The 20,138-nt window shown below is 52.3% G+C and carries 16 protein-coding genes; 6 read left to right on the top strand and 10 right to left on the bottom strand.

What is annotated here, in order from left to right:
- Positions 1–112: 112 nt before the first annotated feature.
- The 4 genes from EI42_RS03560 to EI42_RS03545 all read right to left on the bottom strand — a co-directional run bounded on the left by EI42_RS03560 (position 113) and on the right by EI42_RS03545 (position 3,675).
- The gene (locus EI42_RS03560) at positions 113–970 is read right to left on the bottom strand and encodes a PHP domain-containing protein (RefSeq protein ID WP_111318872.1); all 858 of its coding nucleotides are present in this window, start codon (positions 968–970) and stop codon (positions 113–115) included.
- A gap of 79 nt (positions 971–1,049) precedes the next feature.
- A complete protein-coding gene (locus tag EI42_RS34225) occupies positions 1,050–1,412 on the bottom strand; it encodes a D-alanyl-D-alanine carboxypeptidase family protein (RefSeq protein ID WP_111318870.1) in 363 nt (120 codons plus the stop codon).
- Positions 1,409–2,104, bottom strand: coding sequence for a helix-turn-helix domain-containing protein (locus EI42_RS33730; protein WP_111318868.1), 696 nt, complete (start codon positions 2,102–2,104; stop codon positions 1,409–1,411). The genes EI42_RS34225 and EI42_RS33730 overlap by 4 nt, the downstream gene beginning before the upstream one ends.
- A gap of 440 nt (positions 2,105–2,544) precedes the next feature.
- Entirely contained in the window at positions 2,545–3,675 is a 1,131-nt protein-coding gene (locus EI42_RS03545) for an NADH:flavin oxidoreductase/NADH oxidase (RefSeq protein ID WP_111318866.1), read from the bottom strand.
- Positions 3,676–3,893: 218 nt separating this feature from the next.
- On the opposite strand from EI42_RS03545, the gene EI42_RS03535 reads away from it, so the two are divergent.
- A complete protein-coding gene (locus EI42_RS03535; RefSeq protein WP_111318862.1) occupies positions 3,894–4,307 on the top strand; it encodes an ester cyclase in 414 nt (137 codons plus the stop codon).
- Positions 4,308–4,356: 49 nt separating this feature from the next.
- On the opposite strand, the gene EI42_RS03530 is transcribed toward EI42_RS03535, so the two are convergent.
- Entirely contained in the window at positions 4,357–6,243 is a 1,887-nt protein-coding gene (locus EI42_RS03530) for a serine/threonine-protein kinase (protein ID WP_170142322.1), read from the bottom strand.
- Positions 6,244–6,506: 263 nt separating this feature from the next.
- Here EI42_RS03530 and EI42_RS03525 point away from each other — a divergent pair, with 263 nt between their 5' ends.
- Both EI42_RS03525 and EI42_RS03520 read left to right on the top strand, forming a co-directional pair.
- Positions 6,507–7,991 carry an aldehyde dehydrogenase family protein gene (locus EI42_RS03525; RefSeq protein ID WP_111318858.1) on the top strand — a complete coding sequence of 495 codons (1,485 nt, stop codon included), beginning with the start codon at positions 6,507–6,509 and terminating at the stop codon, positions 7,989–7,991.
- Positions 7,992–8,509: 518 nt separating this feature from the next.
- Positions 8,510–10,102: a serine/threonine-protein kinase gene (locus EI42_RS03520; protein WP_111318856.1), complete on the top strand. Its 1,593-nt coding sequence runs from the start codon at positions 8,510–8,512 to the stop codon at positions 10,100–10,102.
- Between the two features lie 57 nt (positions 10,103–10,159).
- On the opposite strand, the gene EI42_RS03515 is transcribed toward EI42_RS03520, so the two are convergent.
- The 4 genes from EI42_RS03515 to pdhA all read right to left on the bottom strand — a co-directional run bounded on the left by EI42_RS03515 (position 10,160) and on the right by pdhA (position 14,391).
- Entirely contained in the window at positions 10,160–10,738 is a 579-nt protein-coding gene (locus EI42_RS03515; protein ID WP_170142321.1) for a DUF4870 domain-containing protein, read from the bottom strand.
- A 299-nt stretch (positions 10,739–11,037) separates the two neighbouring features.
- Positions 11,038–12,321 carry a dihydrolipoamide acetyltransferase family protein gene (locus tag EI42_RS03510; protein ID WP_111318852.1) on the bottom strand — a complete coding sequence of 428 codons (1,284 nt, stop codon included), beginning with the start codon at positions 12,319–12,321 and terminating at the stop codon, positions 11,038–11,040.
- Between the two features lie 7 nt (positions 12,322–12,328).
- The gene (locus EI42_RS03505; RefSeq protein ID WP_111318850.1) at positions 12,329–13,321 is read right to left on the bottom strand and encodes an alpha-ketoacid dehydrogenase subunit beta; all 993 of its coding nucleotides are present in this window, start codon (positions 13,319–13,321) and stop codon (positions 12,329–12,331) included.
- Between the two features lie 23 nt (positions 13,322–13,344).
- A complete protein-coding gene (pdhA, locus tag EI42_RS03500) occupies positions 13,345–14,391 on the bottom strand; it encodes a pyruvate dehydrogenase (acetyl-transferring) E1 component subunit alpha (protein ID WP_111318848.1) in 1,047 nt (348 codons plus the stop codon).
- 831 nt (positions 14,392–15,222) lie between these two features.
- Here pdhA and EI42_RS03495 point away from each other — a divergent pair.
- Positions 15,223–16,461 (top strand): ATP-binding response regulator, encoded by a 1,239-nt coding sequence (locus tag EI42_RS03495; protein ID WP_111318846.1) that lies wholly within the window; start codon positions 15,223–15,225, stop codon positions 16,459–16,461.
- A 662-nt stretch (positions 16,462–17,123) separates the two neighbouring features.
- Here EI42_RS03495 and EI42_RS03490 read toward each other — a convergent pair.
- Entirely contained in the window at positions 17,124–17,756 is a 633-nt protein-coding gene (locus tag EI42_RS03490) for a TenA family protein (RefSeq protein ID WP_111318844.1), read from the bottom strand.
- 216 nt (positions 17,757–17,972) lie between these two features.
- On the opposite strand from EI42_RS03490, the gene EI42_RS03485 reads away from it, so the two are divergent.
- Entirely contained in the window at positions 17,973–19,004 is a 1,032-nt protein-coding gene (locus EI42_RS03485; protein WP_111318842.1) for a GAF domain-containing protein, read from the top strand.
- A 509-nt stretch (positions 19,005–19,513) separates the two neighbouring features.
- Entirely contained in the window at positions 19,514–19,762 is a 249-nt protein-coding gene (locus EI42_RS31840) for a hypothetical protein (RefSeq protein WP_137686107.1), read from the top strand.
- The last annotated feature ends 376 nt before the right edge of the window (positions 19,763–20,138 follow it).

Below are 20,138 nucleotides of genomic sequence, written 5' to 3'. Positions count from 1 at the left end.
GGGCGATATGGTCTCCTTCTGTCATGCTGGTTTGCCCGGGAGCATCCCCGGGCTTTTTGTGTCTTTGTATTATACCGTATCTTGCCCTTATGCTCCGTTGCTTTCTGTGAAGCTATTCAGCATTGAATGTGAAGCCAAGACGTTCGAGGAGAGCGCGTGCCTGTCGGGCCTGATATTTGATAGGCATCTGTGCTGCCGGGCTGTGTGAGTCGGAGCCCGCACTGACAAGAAGCTGATGCTTTTCAGCGTAGCGCAGGAAGAACGCGGTATCTTCTGGGGAATGCGCAGGGTAGAATGCTTCCAGCCCGTCAAAAGGGGCAATGGCGCGAAGCTCGTCAAGCGCCTCCTCGGTAAAGTAGAAGGATGCACCACCACGTCCCGGGTGTGCAAGCAGGCAAACTCCGCCACTCTGATGCACCGTTTCAATCACCTGTTCAACCGGCACTGTGCTCCAGACGCAGTTCAGTTCGTCGAGAAGCCGTCTCCCTTCCGCTTTATCGGCGACGTAGCCGTGCTTGATGAGAAGCAATCCGAGATCAGTTGGCAGGCGCACCTCGCCGCCACGCTTTGCCAGAAGCTCCTGTTCCCGGGGGAAGCGATAGCCGCGTTCGAGCAGTGTCATATAGGCCTGGCGCGTCCTCATATAGAGGGGACGGAGTAGGCTATCACTCAGCTCGCGCAGAGCAGGATTATGCGGGTCAAAGCCGAAGCAGAGCACATCTGTCGAAATACCTTTCCATTCACCACTGAACTCGGCGGCTGTCAGGATATGAAGGTTTCGCTGTGCGCCCAGGTATTGAACCTGCTCGATTGTATCCACACGGTCATGATCGGTAATCGCTGCAATGGCAAAGCCTTCCTGTACCAGATAATCAATCAGTTCTTCGGGGTGCCACCAGCCATCACTATGGATAGTATGGAGTTGGAAATCAATAGGGGCATCAGGGGAGATGGTTGATGCTACTGTCACCTGCTATCCTTTCTTACACTTGTAGGCACAACAAAATAAATTGCCCTTATCATACCATTGCTGTAAAGCAGAGGATAGTTTATGGCTGTGTGAGCACATGAAATCCCCAATCAAGGAGCCGCCGGGCATCTTGATCACGGCGTTCTCCGGCGCTTGCCTGTAATATCGCCCCGATTAGATGATGTTTACCACTGGTTGCCGAGAATACAAGACAGTAACCTGCGTCGGTGGAATGGCCGGTTTTAATCCCTGTGGCTCCCGGATAACTGCTTAAAAGAGAATTGGTCGTTTCCCAGGTGTAAGCTTGGTGAAGGGCCGTTTCGTGGATCTGATAGCGCTGTAACTGTACGATCTGGGCGAAGAGCGGGTTGGTTTGTGCATGGCGAGCGAGTCGGACCAGGTCTTCGGCGGTCGAGTAGTGCTGTTCCCCGGCGGCGCTCATTGCCAGTGCGGGATGAATGATAGCCCCGGTGTTAGATAGTGTGTTTTTTTGAGCCCGAGGCGCTGGGCGTACTGGTTCATCAGGCGTACAAATGCGGGGAGGGTGCCGCCAACCGCTTCCCCAATAATCAAGGCGACCTCATCCCCTGAGGCCAGCATCAAGGCATAGAGGAGTTCTTTGAGGGAGAGTTGATCACCGGCACGAAGGCCGATAGTGTAGCCTCCACAACGCTGCACTCGATCGGTCGTCTCCTGTGGGATCGTGATGCATTGCTCTAAATCGCCATGTTCCAGTGCGATCAGTGTGGTCATGATCTTGGTTGTGCTGGCAATTGGGAGCGGTTCCTGTGCGTTCTGATTGACAAGGACGCTACCGGTATTGGCTTCCATCAAATAGATGGCGGCTGCATCTACAGAGAACGGCAGCGAGCGGGGCTCAGGCAGCGAATAGTGTGGTGGCTCATCAGTGCGGGCAAAGTGCAGAAAGGCGTATCGTTCCTGCATGGGGATGGCAAAGTAGTCGGCCAGAAGCTCCGTAAGCTGTGCCGAAGGGCGGCGCTCTCCTGCCTCTATTTTTCGTATAGTAATGGATGCACAATGAATACGTCTGGCAAGTTCAGTCTGAGTCAACCTGTATTTCTTCCGTTGCTCTTTGAGCCAGGCGCTAAATGCTATAGATAGGCGTTGATTCACGGTCTGCTACCCTGTGTTTTTCTCTAGAGATAGTACTGTTTCAATATTACGTTGTTTGTGGCGTAAAGAAAAGGGACATTTGCCCTATTGGAAGAGGCGGAAAGAGTGGTGAATGCGGCATCGATTGCAAAATAGTGGGAGTCCGTGTATGGATCGGCTTGTGATGGTGGACATGTAGCAGCAGCACAAAGCGTTTGTATGACGCTGGAATTGTTGATGAGCTGGTGAAGGAACTCCTCGGCGGGACATATACGGATCAGCAGCGGACTGCTGAGGCCTTGAAAGCGGCATTGTTGTGACATCTGAAAGAACTCAAGGACGTGTCTGTTGATGCGGGAACAGCGCTATCAGAAATATCACCATATTGGCTATGTGATCCAGGGGGAAGGGAGCCAGGCAGAAAAAAGAGCCACCTTTGCCGTCAGGTGGCTCCTTCACTGTTAAGGGACAAGGGGAAGTTTGGCTCGTTCGTATTGTTTCGGCCATGCGATATCGTAATGCAGGGCGTGCGCGGCACGAAGTGGCCAATGAGGATCGCGCAATAGCACGCGGCCCAGTGCAATGATATCGGCCTGTTCCTGAACAAGAATCTCGTTTGCCTGCTCGGGCTCCGTAATCAGGCCGACCGCTGCCGTTGGAATCCCGGCTTCTCGACGCACATGCTCAGAGAGCGGAACCTGATAACCGGGCGCGGTTGGTATCTTCGCAGTCGCGACGTTGCCGCCAGATGAGACATCAACAAGATCGACGCCATGATGCTTTAGCGCTTTGGAGATCTGGGCGGTTTCTTCAACCGTTAGCCCGTTCTCTGTCCAATCGGTCGCGGATAGACGGACAAGCAGAGGAAGCCGCTCGGGCATAATCGCACGTGTCGCGTCAACCACTTCAAGCAAGAAGCGCATGCGGTTTTCCAGACTGCCGCCATATTCATCCGTACGGTGGTTTGAGAGCGGCGACAGAAACTCGTGAATAAGATAGCCATGCGCTCCATGAAGCTCAAGCACCTCGAAGCCTGCTGCGAGGGCCCGTTGTGCCCCTTTCTGGAATGCCTGCACGATCTCAGTAATCTCTTCGCGCGTAAGCTCATGCGGATAAGCGTGGTCGGCTGAGAAGGCTTCAGCACTTGGGGCGATTGGCTGCCAGCCTCCCTGCCCTTCCGGGACAGCACCATATTCCGGGGCCCAGGGGCGGTAGGTGCTGGCCTTGCGCCCAGCATGCGCAAGCTGAATCGCTGGAACTGCTCCTTGCTCTTTGAGGAAGCGGGTAATGCGACTGAGCCCTTCAATATGCTCATCTTTGTAAATACCCAGGTCCTGAGGCGAGATGCGCCCGCGTGGCTCAACGGCTGTTGCTTCGGTCATAACCAGCGCCGCTCCTCCGATAGCGAAGCCTCCTAGATGAACAAAGTGCCAGTCGTTCGCAAAGCCGTCAACCGACGAATACTGGCACATGGGGGCAACCATAATGCGATTGCGGAGTTGAATATCACGGAGCTGGAATGGCTGGAAAAGCAGAGGAATAGACTGTTTGGGGAGAACCTCTTCAGAAGCTTTTTCCTGCCCTTTCTGCATGCTCTATATTCCTCCAGAAAAGATAATTTTTTCCATAAAAAAGCCGGACGATGCCGGTTTATATATTGCCTTTTTCATAGAAGAGAACAATAGGGCGGGCGCGATTATTCCCGGTCGCTCCTCTAGCCAGAGGGGGAGCAAGTGCGCTATGATGTCTTTATCACAAGGACGTGTAATTGCTGAAGAAAGCAGCTCTGAAATGAGGGAGGATAACCGACATGAGCATCGAAGCAAATAAGGCCCTTGTCTGGCAATACTTGAAACTCTACAATGGCGCTGATCTGGCGATCGTTGATACTGTTATTTCCCCCGATTTCATCGATCATATGCACCCTGAACAGGAGAGAGGACCCGCTGGCGTGAAGCATGCGCTTGGCCTTTTTCGTGCCGCCTTCTCCGACATTCGGTATCAGGTTGAGCATATGATAGGAGAGGGCGATATGGTGGCCTTTCGCTTTCGGCTGGAAGCGCTTCATAGGGGATCATTTGCCGGGCTTGCTCCCACAGGCCGTCGGGTAACGCTGACCGGGATGGATTTTGTGCGTATTGAGAATGGACAAATTGTTGAGCTATGGAGCTGTCAGGATACGCTGGACTGGGTGGCGCAACTCGGGGGTAAGCTGGTTGTATAGGCATATTGAACAGGGAGTGGACGTCACCGCCACTCCCGGCAGTGATAGATCAGTGTGCCTGCCAGATATGGATTAGCTTATCCTGCCCTCCTGAAGCGACAAAGCGACCATCGGGAGACCAGGCCAGGGCGCGAATCGGGCCATTGTGCCGATCATAGGTATAGATAAGCTGCATTGTGGTCATGTCCCACACCCGAATGAAGCGTTCAATCGTGGTGCTGGCTGCCAGAAAGCGCCCATCAGGCGACCAGGTCAGACTGTTAACGCCGTCCTGAGGGCTATGCGGTAGCGTATATGTCTGCTGCCCGATATGGTCACAGAGGGTGATGGGATGATGCTGCCAGCCAAAGGCGAGCAAGCGGCTATTGGGAGACCAGGCCAGGGCAGTAACGTGGGAGCCAGGACGCCGAAGCGTGTATTTCTGCGTGTTGGTGTGTGGAGACCAGATGCGCAGTGTATCGTCATTGCCTGCGGAGGCGATATAGCTTTGATCCGGGGACCACGCGAGAGCCAGCACGGTATCTGCGTGTTTTTCATAGGTTGAGGTCAATCTAAGCTCTGACATCTCCCAGATTTTCACCTGACAGCTTTCTCCGCCTGCCGCCAGTTGATTCCCGTCCGGGGACCATGCCAGAGCCCAGGTAATGGGCTCCCATTTTTCCAGAACAAAGCGCTTGAGGCCCAGAATTCGGGCAAGTGAGGTAGCGAACGAGGTGTAAGGAGCCCACATATGCAGCGTGTAGTCAAGGCTGGCCGAAGCGATATAGTCCCCGGTTGGGGACCAGGCGATTGCAGTAACGCGATCACTGTGGCCTTTATATTCATACATCTTCTTCCCACTGTTGGCCTCCCAAAGATGCACTGCTCCCTCGCTGGCTGCTGAGATGATGTACTTGCTATCAGGAGACCAGGAGAGTACGTGAACCTCTGCCTGATGTTGTCGATAGATGCAGGTGGTCACCCCCCTCGTCGAGAGCGTGAGCAGGCCGGGAACGGGTACCTGTTGTGCCAGTTTTTCCAGCGCCGCTTTTACCTCTACCGCGCTTTCGGGGCGCTGTTCACTGTCCTGAGAGACAAGCTGCTCGATCAGGTGGGCCAGCTCGGCATATTGTGTGGGAAGCTCTGGCAATGTAAAGTGAAATGGGTTTGCTTCTGGGTCGATGCCGGTCAGGAGCGTGTGCAGGGTAGCCCCCAGGCTGTAGAGGTCAGAGCGGGCTGTGGTCTGGGCTCTGCCGTATTGCTCAGGTGCCGCATAGCCGGGAGAGCCGAAGGCGATGGTATCACGAGGCTTACCGGGCTTGTAGCGTCGAGCAACGCCGAAATCAATGAGAAAGATTGTCCCTGAGGGCGTCTGAATCAGGTTATCTGGCTTGATATCGCGATAGATTATCGGTGGTTGTTGTGAGTGCAAATATTCAAGAATAGAGCACACCTGAATACCAATATGAATTACCTGCTCGATCGGTAGTCTTTTCTCCGGGATTTTATTACGCAGGTCAATGATCGTTTCCCCTTCAATAAAATCAATGACAAGATACCAGTTCAAGGGGTCGGTAAAGTGAGCATAGAGACGGGGAATCTGTGGATGCCGCACGTCTGAGAGGATCTGAACTTCCCGGTTGAATGCGTCGGTCGCATCGATGACCTCCTGCGGGGAAAGTCCTGCCAGCCTGATCTCTTTAATTGCGACCAGCCTGTCATCTTGCTGCGTATCTCTGGCCTTATAGACCGCGCCAAAGCCTCCGGTCCCGAGCTGTTCAAGAATATAATAGCGATCCTTAAAAAGATGGTGCAACACAATATGATCGCTACTTTCGATCTGTTCGGGCCGTTCCAGTTCCTGTATGAGTGAGTGATTGCAAGCGAAGCAGTGGCTTGCTGACGGCTCATTGGCCGCGCCACATTGCGGGCAATAACGATGCGTAGATGTTGTCATAAAAAAAGAGCTACCTTCATGTTCAGGTTGCATTATCTATTTTACTTAGATTCGTGAGAAAAATCTAGTAGTTAGTTTTGCAGCATACAAAAAATGCTGCTCTGGCCTGTCGAGCGAGCTGCAAAAGCAATATAGAATGATCTGGCGCTTGCTCTTTGCGGCTGAATCTGTTATAAGCATAGCAGGATGTTTCTGGCGTTCCGTACCACTGTGGAGATCGGAAAAGAGAAAGGGATATCAGCGTAGAACAGAGAGGTTCTTCTATGACAACAAGCAAGGTGCTAAACGCATTTCTTCAACAGAGGCCAGTGAAAATGTTGATTGGTGGGGAATGGGTGGAAGCGGCAAGCGGAAAGACGTTCTCTTCGCTTAACCCTGCGACCGGTGAGGTTCTGGCAGAGGTTGCTGAAGGGGAAAGCGAAGATATTAATCGTGCAGTTGCTGCTGCTCGCAACGCTTTTGAAAGCGGGGCCTGGCCGAAGATGACCCCTTCTCAGCGCGGCGCATTGCTCTGGAAACTGGCTGATCTGCTGGAGCAGCATGCGGAAGAGTTTGCAGAGCTGGAAACCCTGGACAACGGCAAACCGATTAAATATGCTCGTGCGGTTGATGTCCCGCTGGCCGTGGATCATTTCCGTTATTTTGCCGGGTGGGCGACGAAACTGGAAGGGGAGACAATCCCTGTCTCTATTCCCAATATGTTTACCTATACGCTGCGTGAGCCGCTTGGCGTGATCGGGCAGATTATCCCCTGGAATTTTCCCTTGCAGATGGCGGCATGGAAGCTCGCTCCGGCGCTGGCCTGTGGCAACACCTGCGTCTTAAAACCGGCAGAACAGACGCCGCTTTCCGCGCTCCGTCTCGGTGAATTGATCTGCGCGGCGGGCTTTCCTGAAGGCGTCGTCAATATTGTGCCGGGCTTTGGCGAAACAGCCGGGTCAGCCCTTGCAGCACACCCCGACGTGGATAAAATCGCCTTTACCGGTTCAACCGAGGTCGGGCGAAAGATCGTGCAGGCCAGCGCGGGTAACCTGAAAAAGGTGACGCTGGAACTGGGTGGCAAGTCGCCAAACATTATCTTCCAGGATGCCGATTTGAAGTATGCTATTCGTGGGGCAATGAATGCGGTCTTCTTCAATCAAGGGCAGGTTTGTACAGCCGGGAGCCGCCTATTTGTGCATCAATCGGTCTACGAGCAGGTTGTTGATGGCCTGTGCTCGTATGCCCAGCAGATGAAAATCGGGCCTGGCATCTCTCCCGATACCGAGCTTGGTCCGTTGGTCTCTGAGGAACAGAGGCAACGAGTCGCCTCCTATATTGAGCGGGGCAAAGAGGAAGGGGCAACGCTGCTAACCGGTGGCAAGTGCCCACAAAGCGAGACGTTAAAGGGCTTTTTTCTTCAACCGACCATTTTTGATCACGTACATGATGATATGACGATTGCGCGTGAAGAGATTTTTGGTCCGGTTGTTGTCGCATTGCCTTTTGAAAGTGTGGACGAACTGGCGGCCCGAGCGAATAAAAGCATGTATGGGCTTGCCGCGGGCGTCTGGACAAACAATATCAAGATCGCGCATCGAATGGCTGCGACGCTCAAGGCGGGTGTGGTCTGGGTGAACACGTACAATATGTTTGATGCGGCCGCACCATTTGGCGGCTACAAACAAAGCGGATATGGTCGTGAGATGGGCCATGCTGTGCTTGATGCCTATACCCAGCTCAAGACAGTCTGGATCAGTACCCGTTAGAGATGCACGAGGGGATAGTGCATGGCTGTTTGCTATCTCCTCCCACTTTTTCGGGCACCGGTAGATGAAAAAGAGGGTGTGATTAAAGAGGAAAAAGCTCGTTATAGATGATAAGATCATGGATATTTAAGGGTAATGTATGGTATTATTGGGAAGAAGAAAGAGCGGAATAGAAAAGGGCTAAACCACTAGAATAGGTAGTGAGGGAAGAGCTGGACTTTGTAGAAAGTATCAGGAAACTGAATAAATAGACGTGCATAAACACGATTTTAATTGTATACTGATTTTATGTTGTGTTTATCTGTATCATCCTGTACAGGAAAACGCGTGGAGTTGAGCGGGGAAAATGCATTCGTAAGGGACGTATATTGATGTATAGAGATGGAAGCGAGGAGAGAAAACAGGGCGGTACGTGCGGTGAGGTAGGGAAAGGGACAAAGGGTACACAAATCTATTTGCCAGCCAGGGGGAGCCGACGATTTTGCGACGCAAGCAAGGAACGTTAGGAGCAAAGGACCATGATGAATCTAGAATCGCACGAGATCCCGTTTTCATTTGAGCAACCTGAAGCCATTCAAACTCCTTTACTCTCTCTATTGCAACGCATAGAGCAGACAGAGCTGAGTATGCCGGGAAGCATACAGGGAAGTGTGGCACAACATGTATTGGTGATCGATGCAGTGGATTCCCGCGCCCGCTACATCGAAAGAGTTCTATTTATGGCTCGGTATCGACCGGTGCTCGTCCCGAAGGCGCTCGATGCCTTCACCCTTTTTTTGCGCGGTGGATATAATCCACTTGCCGTGATTGTAGGTCAGGACGAAGCGAATGAGCGCTTTTTTTTACAGCGCTTGTTGACTCAGATCGAGCAGCGGTATGATCGTAAGGTGCCCCTGATTCGCCTGCTGGTCAAGCAGGGACCTCCATCAGCACTTCGGTCTCAACGTACAGTGCCAATCCCACCTCGACCGGGAAGCAGCAGAGGGAACTCGGATTCGTTTCATGCGATCTCGCCTGCTATCTCGTTGATTCGTCCGCAGGAGCCGCATGGAATGCCAGTGCAGTCGTCACCGATCTTGACGCCGCCTTCCCCCTCCACACCAGAGCCGCTTTTTCCGCAGCAAATGCCATTTGTAACGACTGATGCCATGCAGCTTGGAACACAGGAGGCAGCGCCCCTTTTCACGCCATCAGCACCTATTCCCTCTCGTTCTGGTTTTGAGAATAGTCAGCAGTTGCCACAACCAAAACAGATACAGCCGCTCTCGCTTGAGGGGCAGGATCTGGGCCGCTATCGTGTCAGAACATTGATAGGGGCAAATGTGTATCAGACCTATGATCGCCTGCGGGAACGTGATATTGCGCTGAAGGCATACCAGACGAATGCGATTCCTTATGCAATGATGGAGGGGCAACTAGAAGAGTCCAATATTTTTGAGTTGGAAGCAGAGTTGCTAGATCCCTTAAAGCATCCGCATATTTTGCCCGTGTTGAATACAGGCAAATCTTATATCAGTGGCGTTCCATTTATTTATAAAACTATGCCTTTGTGCGCGGAGGGATCGCTGAAACAATGGTTATGGCAGCGAGGGGAGAATCGCATGTTCTCCTCACAGGAGATTCTGCCGATTCTGTTACAGCTTGCAGATGCGCTACAATTTGTCCATAATCGTCAGGTGACGTATCAGAACTTCAAGTTGTCGAACTTGCTCCTTCGCGGGCAGGCCGAGAGCCTGGATAAGATGCATATTTTGCTGGCCGACTTTGCAATCACGCAGGATGGCTCTTTCTTCTCGCATAGTGCCGACGCGTATCCCTATATAGCCCCGGAGCGCTGGCTAGGGCAGACATCCCCGGCATCAGATCAGTATGGGCTGGCGGCTATCATCTATGAGCTGCTGACCGGGCGCCCTCTGTTTCAGGGAACCTCGGAGCAGACCTTAAAGCACCTGCATATGAACATGCAACCACAGCCGCCAAGCGCGTTCAATCCGATGGTGCCTGCTTATGTCAACTCCGTCCTGTTAAAGGCACTGGCAAAAGATCCGCAAGATCGTTTCCCCAATGTGATGGCGTTTGCCAAGACCTTTCAACAATATTGCAGCGTCTAGCGCAACAAAACAGGAGGCGAGTTCGTAAGGGCTCGCCTCTTTTCTTCTGGTATAACCTCACCTGCGCCGCCCGGCTAACCGTTCGGCAAAATCGGCCAGGAAGGGAATGCGGAACTGCGAACCCCGATAGGATGTAAACATCAAGAGAATCCACAGGAGCGCCGAAACGCCCAGGAAGAGCGGTGTGACACAGGCAAGGAACGGCCCGAGCAGAAAACCAAGTACTGGAATGCTTGGAATAAGGGTCAGGATAAGGTAAATGATAAGGACTGACAGAGAGAAAACGGTTGACTGAGCCGCCGCAAAACGCACAAACTGGTTTGTCCGCTCCTTAAGCAGAAAGTAAATTCCGGAGAAGGGGCCAAGCGCATAACTCCAGACGGCAGCCTTGCGCCCGGACATGCCGCTTGCCGATGAGGTGTAAGCCTGGTGACGCGCTGTGACGCTGCGTGGTGGCTGATACACCCGCTGCTGCTGTTGTTGCTGCTGCTGTTGTCCTCCCGTCTCCTGATTGGCGTATCCCCCGTAGGGATCCTGAGAACTGGACTGGTTCTGTGAAGGCGAACTGTATCCGCCGCTATAGCCTCCGTAGCCGTAAGGGTCCTGATTTGGGTCTTGATTGGAATGTATGCTCATAGAGATACCCTCTTTTCTAAGCGAAGACACGTGTTCATTGTCTAATACGCTATACCGAAGGAAAAGGTTAGAAAAAAAACGTTCCAGGATAGATAAACGTTGACCTGAAGAGAATGTCCAGCGGTGTATGAAAGCGTGTCCTCTCTTTTCCCTGCTCAAAATATGAGAATAGCATGCTGTCCTTCCCTCACTGTAACATGTAGAAGCGGTAGCAGGCAAGAGCGGGAGGGATGCCGGGGAGGGAGTCATGAAAGGGGACAGAAGGGGCGCCCTGAATAGCGCCCCCCTGCAATCGTTGTTTAGCCAAGCAGTGAGTATGGATTCTGCAACAGACGTTTCACTTCCTGCAAGAAGCGAGCAACCATTGCGCCATACAGAATGCGGTGGTCAGCAGAGATTGTCAGCGGCATAATGTCGCGGAGAACTGGCTGTCCATCAACCGGGACAAAGGTCTTGCGCGTGGAGGCAACGGCCAGAATGGCGGCCTCGGGCGGGTTGATGATCGCCTGGAAGCCGGTCACATCCATCATGCCAAGATTTGAAATGGAGAATGTACCGCCGCTCAGATCAGCGATGGTGAGCTTGTTATTGCGGGCTCTCTCGATCAAGGCTTTGGTCTCGCGGGCAATGGTGCGAACGCCTTTAATATTGGCATCTTTCACCACCGGGACGACCAGCGCATTAGGGACATCAACGGCCATACCGATGTTAATATGCTTGTGGAGAATGAACTGACCGTCGCGGTAAGACGCGTTGACCTGGGGAAACTTCTCCAGGGCCAGAGCGACCGCCTTGATCAACATATCATTGACGCTGATCTTCACGCCGTCCTCGCCAGCGGCAGCATTCAATGTCTGGCGGAGTGCCAGGGCATCGGTCATATCGACCTCGTTGCTGACATAGAAGTGCGGAACATACTGCTTCGACTCAAGCAGGCGGCCAGCGATCTTCTTCTGCACGGACGAGATCTGGACGACCTCGGAATCCTCAGGGATTGGAGCCTGAGCGAAGGAGGGAGCGGCGGCGGGCGGCGCGGGCTGTGCGGCTGGTGCCTGAGTTGTGGGTGTAGCCTTGCGTTGTTGCTCAAGATAGTCTTCGATATCGTCACGCACGATGCGACCACCCGGGCCAGAACCCTTGATCTGGGCAAGTTCAATGCCATGCTCTTCGGCCATACGGCGGGCCAGAGGTGAGACCTTGATCCGGGTGCCTACCGGGGTGGCTGTCGCAGCGGGTGCCTGCGGAGCCTCGGGCTGGCTGGCTGGTTCCTCATTTTGTGGTGCCTGAGCCTGCTCTTCGGCTTTTGCCTCTACTTTCGGGGCTGTGGCGGCGGGCTTCTGCGCGCCGGAACCATCGCCAATAATAGCGATAGCCTGCCCGATCGGGGCGGTTTCGCCTTCCTGGATCAGGATTTGCTCCAAAATCCCGTTCTCGTAGGCTTCGATCTCCATATTTGCCTTGTCGGTTTCCACTTCAGCCAGGATATCACCCTTTTTCACTTCGTCGCCAGCTTTTTTGAGCCAGCGAGTGATGGTGCCTTCCTGCATCGTGTCACTCAGGCGAGGCATGCTTACTTCGGACATATGTTGTTTATCTCCTTCTGCGGCGCGGTGCGAGTTCGTTGACCGCCTCGATCAACTGTTTGGCTCCAGTCAGGGCAGAGAGCTCAAGCGGCTTCGAGTAGGGAAGTGGCACTTCCACGCTGGCAACGCGCTTGATCGGGGCATCTAGATAATCAAACGCCTCTTCCTGTAAGGTCGCGGCGACTTCTGCACCGATACCGTAGGAGCGCCAATCTTCTTCAAAGATAATGGCTCGATTCGTCTTCTGAACCGACTGGACCAGTGTTTCGCGATCGAGTGGGCGTAAGGAACGCAGGTCAACGACCTCAATGCTGAGACCGTTTTCTTTTTCCATGCGATGGGCGACATCGACGGCAATTGAGGTCATGCGCGAGTAGCTGATGACCGTCAGATCCTTTCCCTCTTTGGCAACTTTGGCCTTGCCAATAGGGGTGGTATAGTCGCCCGAGGGGACCTCACCCTTTGTATTATAGAGGGCCAGGTTTTCCAGGAAGAGGACGGGGTTGTCATCGCGAATGGAAGCTTTCAGCAGGCCCTTTGCGTCTGCCGGGGTAGAAGGAGCAACGACCTTTAGTCCCGGGATATGAGCAAAGAGGACTTCCAGATTCTGCGAGTGGGTAGCAGAGAGCTGCTGGCCGCCGCCTCCCGGTGTGCGAATGACCATAGGAACGGCAGACTGACCGCCGAACATATAGTGTATCTTTGCGGCGTGATTAATAATCTCGTCAATACCCATCAAAATAAAGTTGATGGTCATAATCTCAACGACCGGGCGCAGGCCAAGCATGGCTGCGCCAACGGCCATCCCCAGGAAGCCGTTCTCGGCAATCGGGGTATCAACGACGCGGCGAGGGCCAAACTCTTTGAGCAAGCCCGCGGTAATCTTATATGAACCCTCAAAGGTGCCGATTTCTTCACCGAGCAGGAAAACATTTTCGTCGCGCTTCATCTCTTCGCGCAACGTATCATTAAGCGCTTGTCTGAATGTGATTTCTGCCATGAATCTAGTCCCTTCCCTGATCCTTATTTTTCGCCCGCATAGATGTAATCATAGAGAGTGTCAAGAGCGGGGAACGGACTTTCTTCGGCAAACTGGACGGCCTCTTCAACTTCCCGCTCAACCTGTTTCTCGATCTCATTGATTTTGGCGTCGTCGAGCAGACCGGCTTCGCGCAGCACGCTCTCAAACTTCATGATGGGGTCATACTGCTCGCGCAGACGGCGGACCTCATCACGATCGCGGTAGCGGTCTGGATCAACCACGGAATGACCACGGAAGCGGAAGCTCACGGCTTCGATCAGGCTGGGCTCGCTCTCCTCGCGTGCCAGACGACACGCCTCTTGCATGGCGTCGCGGACTGCCAGCACATCGGTGCCATCAACGCGCACGCTATGCATATCATAGGCACAACCCTTGCGATAGAGCTCTGCCACTGCGGAGCCCTCGTCAACGCGGGTGCCCATACCATACTGGTTGTTGACCACAAAGAAGACAACTGGCAGCTTGTAAATTTTTGCCATGTTCAGGGACTCATGGAATGGGCCGCCGTTGGTTGCACCATCGCCCATCTGGCAGGCGACAACTTCTTTGCCCCCTTTGTACTTCACAGCAAACGCTGCGCCGACGGCAAGAGGAATCTGGTTTCCGACAATGCCATAGCCACCCATGAAATGGCGGCTGACATCGGCCAGGTGCATCGAGCCACCACGCCCTTTTGAACAACCAGTTACTTTACCGAACAGTTCAGCCATGACTGATTTCGGTGTGATGCCGCGGCAAATCGCGTAGCCATGCTCGCGATAGTTGGCATACACGTAGTCATCGGGGCCGAGACCATGAGAGAACCCGACAACTGTGGCTTCTTCGCCCAGATTGAGGTGACAGTAGCCACCAATGCGAGCCTTTGTATACATCTCGCCCGATTTTTCCTCGAAACGACGGATCAGTACCATCTGTGTGTAGTACTGCAACAAGGTGTCTTTGTCTTCGTTTTCAAGCTTTGCGACGTCGGGCTTGTTGGCTTCGGCTGCATCAGAGGCCTTCGACCGCTTTTTTTGTTCCGTATTCATGACGGCTCCTGGTAAAAGTAGTAGTAGTAGGGTAAGAAAAGGAGGCTTTTATCACGAGAATTGGTCACAGCGCGCTTTTTTCCTTCGCCATCGAGGATCCTTCGTCATTGAGGGGAGCGCTGCGCTTGATTATTCTTAGTCACCTGTCTACTGAGTAATACGCCTCCTAAGTGCAGTTTGTTTCCGTATAAAGAAGGATGCCCACCCGATCCTATTTGTGGGATTCTGCTCTCTTCGTGTTTGTTCGGTCCTGTACAGCCACCTGGACTGCTACTGGGCTCCCTCTCTCATGAAGGGCCTCAAGGACCCAGGTATGCTTCAGGAAAGTGGGAATGTTGCCTATGAAACGTGCTTTTCCATACCCAAAACAGGTTTGTGATTCAACACGAAGAATCACCCTATTATATAAAAGATAGGTACCGTTTTGTCTATACGTAGTCTGGCAGACTCTTGTTTTGGTGGCGTCAGGTTTCTATGCACAACCTTATTTATTATAGAAGATAGCCCCCCACTACGCAAACTTTCCACGCCCGTTCTGGGAAGCTGTAATTCCGGTCGGTCTGTGCCTCCCTCCTCTCCTCATGCGCTTTCCTGCCGACAAGTGTCTTTGTTACACTTACCGGCTCTTTACTTTTTCTCTGTAGAATAGGTGATGCTATCTCGTTCGCCCTGCCTGTTAGAACCCGTATTCTCTACCCCTGCCTTCTGTGACACTTTTGTGAGCAGGGGATAGTGAAACAGGATACAAGACAAATGGGCCCCTTTGAAACGATCGGAAGCGTCATTAGCGTATCATTTAATAAAATCGAAAGAAGGGTTCAGAGCGCCACTATGAATACACCGCATATCCTGATTGTTGATGACGATGTCGCGTTGTTGCAGGCCTTACCTCAGACGCTTCAGCTACGCCTGAAGGATGTTCAGGTTGAGACCAGCGATACCGCTGATAAGGCTCTAGAGCTCATTCAGAAGTATGATTATGACGCGATTATCAGTGATATTAAGATGCCAGGTATGGATGGGCTGGAATTGCTGTCGAAGATACAGGAGCTCAGACCCGATACCCCGACCCTGCTGATTACCGGGCATGGCGAGTATGATCTGGCAATTCGCGCCTTACGGGGTGGAGCCTATGATTATATTTTAAAGCCGATCGATCGTGATGCGTTTGTCGCAGCTCTCCAGCGCGCTATTCAAGCTCATCAGTTGCGGCGGCAGGTTAAAGAACAGCATCTCGCGCTTGCGCAACATGCGAAGACGCTTGAGTGGCAGGTACAAAAGCGCACCAGTGAGCTGATCGCCGCCAATGAGATGAAGGAAAAGTTGATGCGAATTGTGGCGCATGAGCTGAAGATACCGCTTTCTGGTGTGCTTGGCCTGGTCCAGTTGCTTCAGCGCCAGGTCGAAAGTGGAGAGGATCGTGAAGTGCTTTTGCAGGGGCTGAAAGATATTGAGCAGTCGGTGAGCCGAACGGACATTCTCATTCAAGATCTGCTGGATACCTCCTTAATGGAGTCCAATATGTTTGTGCTACGCCGTCAGCCATTCGATCTGGTGGCGTTCTGCAAGCAAATGCTCTCGACATATACAGGCGGCTCTGGCCCTCTGCTGACAACCGAGATCGTTGGGGGAGAGCCCGTACTGATTGATGCCGATCGCGATCGTATCTGTCAGGTGCTGCTCAATCTGCTGTCAAATGCGCGCAAGTATTCGCCGAAAGGATCCGCCATTACGATCACGATCATGCAGCATGGCTATAATGCCCTGATCTCTGTTCAGGATGAGGGTATCGGGATTATGCCAGAGGAGCAGGGAAAGATCTTCGATCAGTTCTATCGTGTGCCTGATGTGCACGTCTTGAACGGTGAGCGCCCCGGCCTGGGGCTTGGCCTCTTCATCGCTCGGAAGGTTGTTGAACGACACGGAGGCAAAATCGAGGTAGAGAGCACGGAAGGCAAGGGGAGTACCTTTACTGTGGCCCTGCCCGTCTTTGTCGATCCAGATGCAACAACCGCCGATGCTTCCCTGCTGGAAGTGAAAACACATGCTACCTGGACGCTGGTGCATTGATCAGGAGAGGAATGATGCAGAAGCGATTTTTACCGCAGGAGTAGCCTGTAATAAGCTACTCCTCTGTGATTCTCGAAGAAACCTGTGCCTTCCTTGAAGAGAAGCTGTCGCTCGATTCTGCGACCGCTCCCATAGGAAGACGTTGTCAGCCGCTCATACCGGATTTTGCGCGCAAGAAGGTGGGCAAAGCTATTCAGCCTTCACTATTGTGTTAAGCGCTCCTCGTGTCGTTGTACATGCAAATTCATGGTAGCCGCTGCATAAGCTTGCAGGCAAAAAGACCTTCCTTTTTCGAGCTTATCTGCATATGGAAAAGCCTGCAGGGGAAGAGCGATCTCGAGCGATCACACTCCAAATTGGAGATCAAGTGATGGGGAATGGCATAGAAGACAATATCAAGCCCAAAACAGCCCGCCGGTTTTCCACTGCGTCCTCGTTGGTTTCTCCATAATTGGGCATTGATGGCGGTGCGGTGGCTTGCTCTTCTCAAGCAAACAATTACCCTGTTTTGACCAGAGCATACGCTATCTGGCCTTTTTTATTGTAGAACGTCAATGAGCGGATTGGAACTCGGCTCCAGCAACCAGGGATTATGAAGCAGGATGTGCTGTTGTAGCGGGCATGGCGAGGGCAGAAGTAGAGGTTTCTCTGTCTCCTATCCCTCAGGATGTGGATGGGATTGCTTGTGCCGAGAAGAACGCGACCTCAAGTTGCATGGCGCGGCGGTACGTCGTATGAACTGGTGGTATATCACTGGCATAGCGATCGAGTAGCGTTTCAAGCCGGACCGCGAGTGCCTCAAATTCTGGTGCTGCGTAAGTATGAATCCAATCCCGGTAGGGGTGAGCTTCCGTCACCTCCTGAAAGGCAAGCATCTGCCCCAGAAAGGCATAGAGACGCATACAGGGCGTCATCGCTGCACAGATCTCCCCGATATCACGAAGCGTAGCTGTTGCCAGTAAGAAATCAGTGTAGGCCAACGTGGCTGTATCCGGGACAACCTGTGTAAGATCAATATCCCATCCTTTCGCGTTCCGCTCATGGAGCGTAAGTTCGGCGAAGACACCGGAGAGCAATTCATAAAAGTCGCGCATGCCCTGCGTGTCGGGAGCATATACCAGTGCCAGCGCATACGCCCGGGCGTACGCGTTGAGAAAGAATGCATCCTGAGCCAGGTAATGCTGAAAAACCGCGTATGGGAGGGTGCCATAGCGTATCCCATGCATAAAGGGATGATCCAGTGCCTGTTGAGCGAGATCGCGATTTTCTTGCCATAAGAGCTGTGCAAGTGTCATTATACAATACCTCTTCTGTGTTATATCTTTCGAAGCCCTGACTCCTGCTCTCAGTATAGATGGTTAGTACATCGTTTGCAAGGCGCTGCTTTGTTGGTGAGATGAGATTAAAAATAAATAAAAATTTTTCAGATGAATTGACGTACGTCATGCTTTGCTGATACTATTTTGAATAGTGACGTATTGAATTGGATATCATGCAGTAAGGGTAGAGATGTGGAAAGACCGTCCTCCTGGAGATCGCTCCTGAGTCAAAAGATACAGGACCCACGTGAGCGTCAAAGCCTGGCGAAAGCCTTGAAAGTGAATGCTGTTACGCTTCTGCGTTGGGCTCAGAACACCTCAAATCCTCGCTATCAACATCTGCGGCGCTTGTTGGACCTCGTTCCAGAGGAGCGTGCTGTCTGGTTAGAACTGCTTCAGGCCGAGTTCCCGGATTTCTTACCACTGGGGGAGGGAACAGAGGCGAAGGATGAGACACTGTTTATCCCTTCCAGGGTGTATGCAGAAGTTTTCTCAAAGTATGTTATGTTGCCTCGTGTTCAACGATCCTGGTGTATTATTGAAATCGTATTGCAGAATGCATTGAAACAGCTTGCTCCTCAGCGACGTGGTATGGCGGTTACGCTGGTAAAATGTATGCCTCCCGTTCATGGCCGTATTCGGAGTTTGAGGGAATATGTTGGCTATGGGTATACCCCCTGGAAGGATAATCTTGAACAGCAGGCTGTTTTTCTGGGCATAGAGTCACTGGCAGGATATGTTGTGAGTTCATGTCATCCGCGTATGATTCAAAACAGCAAAGAGTATACTGGCATTTTACCCGGGAAATGGGATAAGTGGGAGCGAAGTGCGGCAGCGTATCCTATTTTCCGGGCTGATCGGGTGGCAGGTTGTTTGCTGGTGTCCTGTGCAGAGCCCAACTATTTCACGACTGCGCGACTGAAGCTTATAGAATATTATGCCGAGTTACTGGTACTGGCATTTGAGGCACATGAATTTTATGAGCTTCAGGCTATTCAGCTTAAAATGATGCCGAAATATACAGAGCAAGATGAGCACTTTAAACATTTCCGTGCGCGCGTGAATCAACTGATGCAGGAAGAGGGAAGAAAGGGGCGAGCACTTGAAGTGAAGCAAGCCGAGCAAGAAATGTGGAAAATCTTTGAGAATGAATTGCTGGAAATGGCCGAGCGGGCCAATCTGGAACGAACGATTCTGTCTCCGCAGGAGCCCCCTTCTACATGAGCGTTGTATTGATAGATTTGGGCTTGTGGTGTGGTTTCGTCGCAAGCCCAGACATTTTACCTATGCATACGCTGACTGTTCCCGCTCCATTCCTTTCCGCCAGCATATACTTCTGTGTCTTCTCTGTTGAGAGTTTACGACACTTGCAGAACTCGACTGCTTCAGGACGCGTGAACTGCGCGATTTGTTTGTGATAGAAGGAGGATAATTTCTTCGGCGCTTGTCTGTTAGCCAGGCTTTAGGACGCTCGCTCAGGGTTTTCATGCGTGATTGCGACAACCGCGTATCCTGGTACTATCGGGTGACGAGCCATTACCTGCTCGACCGTCATTGTGGTTCTCCTTCCCGAGAAATTATCTTCTTTGCACGCTCGTGCAGCTTGATAGAGTCATCCGGGTGCCAGGCGTCGATATTGTCGGGGGAGAACCTGCCACTGCGAAACACCTTTGCGGTTGCTGTTGGATGGGTATCCCTTCGTGACAGATTTCTGCGCAGAATGACTTTGCTCATTGTGTCCCCGTCGTGCGTTTCTGGATCGATATCCTGTACGACCTTATCGCCCTCTATCGGGCAAGGAGCCACGCCTGTTCTGGTTGCTTCCATTCTCGCTGTTACTCGCAGATGGTGTAGATTTCGGTCAGTTCGGAGACAGGATTTGGACGTATATTGAGTTGATTGAGGTGCGTCAGCTACATGAGAGGATGAGACGCGCCGGCAATCGTTGTCGTGATCTGGCCTTCCAGGCAATGGGTATCTGAATGATTGACCAGGAAAACCTGTACAGTTGATGTCTTGCTCGTTTTCCCGCCTTTCCTCACCTCTCCCGGCGCTGGCTTGCCCCGGCAGACATGAGTCATGCCAACCGCTCGCTTCCCTCAAGCACGCAACCTGAGGCACAGGCTTCTGTGGTTGTCAGGAAGAGGTAAAGAAGTATAGTAGATGGAAAAGTGTATTGATATGCGTGAATATACTTGAGGGCTTGTGTAAAGCATAGTACTTTCACTATGACAAATAGGCTATATGGCTTGAATTATTGCTTTTCTATGTAAAATAGTATGTAGTAGTTACAATTCAGAAAAATGCTGATAGTTTTTGCAAAGATGCGTAATGGTTGTATTTGATGTATTTAAGTTT

This window comes from Thermosporothrix hazakensis, from assembly GCF_003253565.1.
Taxonomy (GTDB): Bacteria; Chloroflexota; Ktedonobacteria; order Ktedonobacterales; family Ktedonobacteraceae; genus Thermosporothrix; species Thermosporothrix hazakensis.
This window is presented reverse-complemented; position numbering and strand designations above follow the sequence as displayed.

Bases quoted from the DNA above. Each gene is read 5' to 3' on its own strand.
- EI42_RS34225 (WP_111318870.1), bottom strand. From the start codon at position 1,412: ATGAGCGCCGCCGGGGAACAGCACTACTCGACCGCCGAAGACCTGGTC.
- EI42_RS03545 (WP_111318866.1), bottom strand. From the start codon at position 3,675: ATGCAGAAAGGGCAGGAAAAAGCTTCTGAAGAGGTTCTCCCCAAACAG.
- EI42_RS03535 (WP_111318862.1), top strand. From the start codon at position 3,894: ATGAGCATCGAAGCAAATAAGGCCCTTGTCTGGCAATACTTGAAACTC.
- EI42_RS03530 (WP_170142322.1), bottom strand. From the start codon at position 6,243: ATGACAACATCTACGCATCGTTATTGCCCGCAATGTGGCGCGGCCAAT.
- EI42_RS03525 (WP_111318858.1), top strand. From the start codon at position 6,507: ATGACAACAAGCAAGGTGCTAAACGCATTTCTTCAACAGAGGCCAGTG.
- EI42_RS03520 (WP_111318856.1), top strand. From the start codon at position 8,510: ATGATGAATCTAGAATCGCACGAGATCCCGTTTTCATTTGAGCAACCT.
- EI42_RS03515 (WP_170142321.1), bottom strand. From the start codon at position 10,738: ATGAGCATACATTCCAATCAAGACCCAAATCAGGACCCTTACGGCTAC.
- EI42_RS03510 (WP_111318852.1), bottom strand. From the start codon at position 12,321: ATGTCCGAAGTAAGCATGCCTCGCCTGAGTGACACGATGCAGGAAGGC.
- EI42_RS03505 (WP_111318850.1), bottom strand. From the start codon at position 13,321: ATGGCAGAAATCACATTCAGACAAGCGCTTAATGATACGTTGCGCGAA.
- pdhA (WP_111318848.1), bottom strand. From the start codon at position 14,391: ATGAATACGGAACAAAAAAAGCGGTCGAAGGCCTCTGATGCAGCCGAA.
- EI42_RS03495 (WP_111318846.1), top strand. From the start codon at position 15,223: ATGAATACACCGCATATCCTGATTGTTGATGACGATGTCGCGTTGTTG.
- EI42_RS03490 (WP_111318844.1), bottom strand. From the start codon at position 17,756: ATGACACTTGCACAGCTCTTATGGCAAGAAAATCGCGATCTCGCTCAA.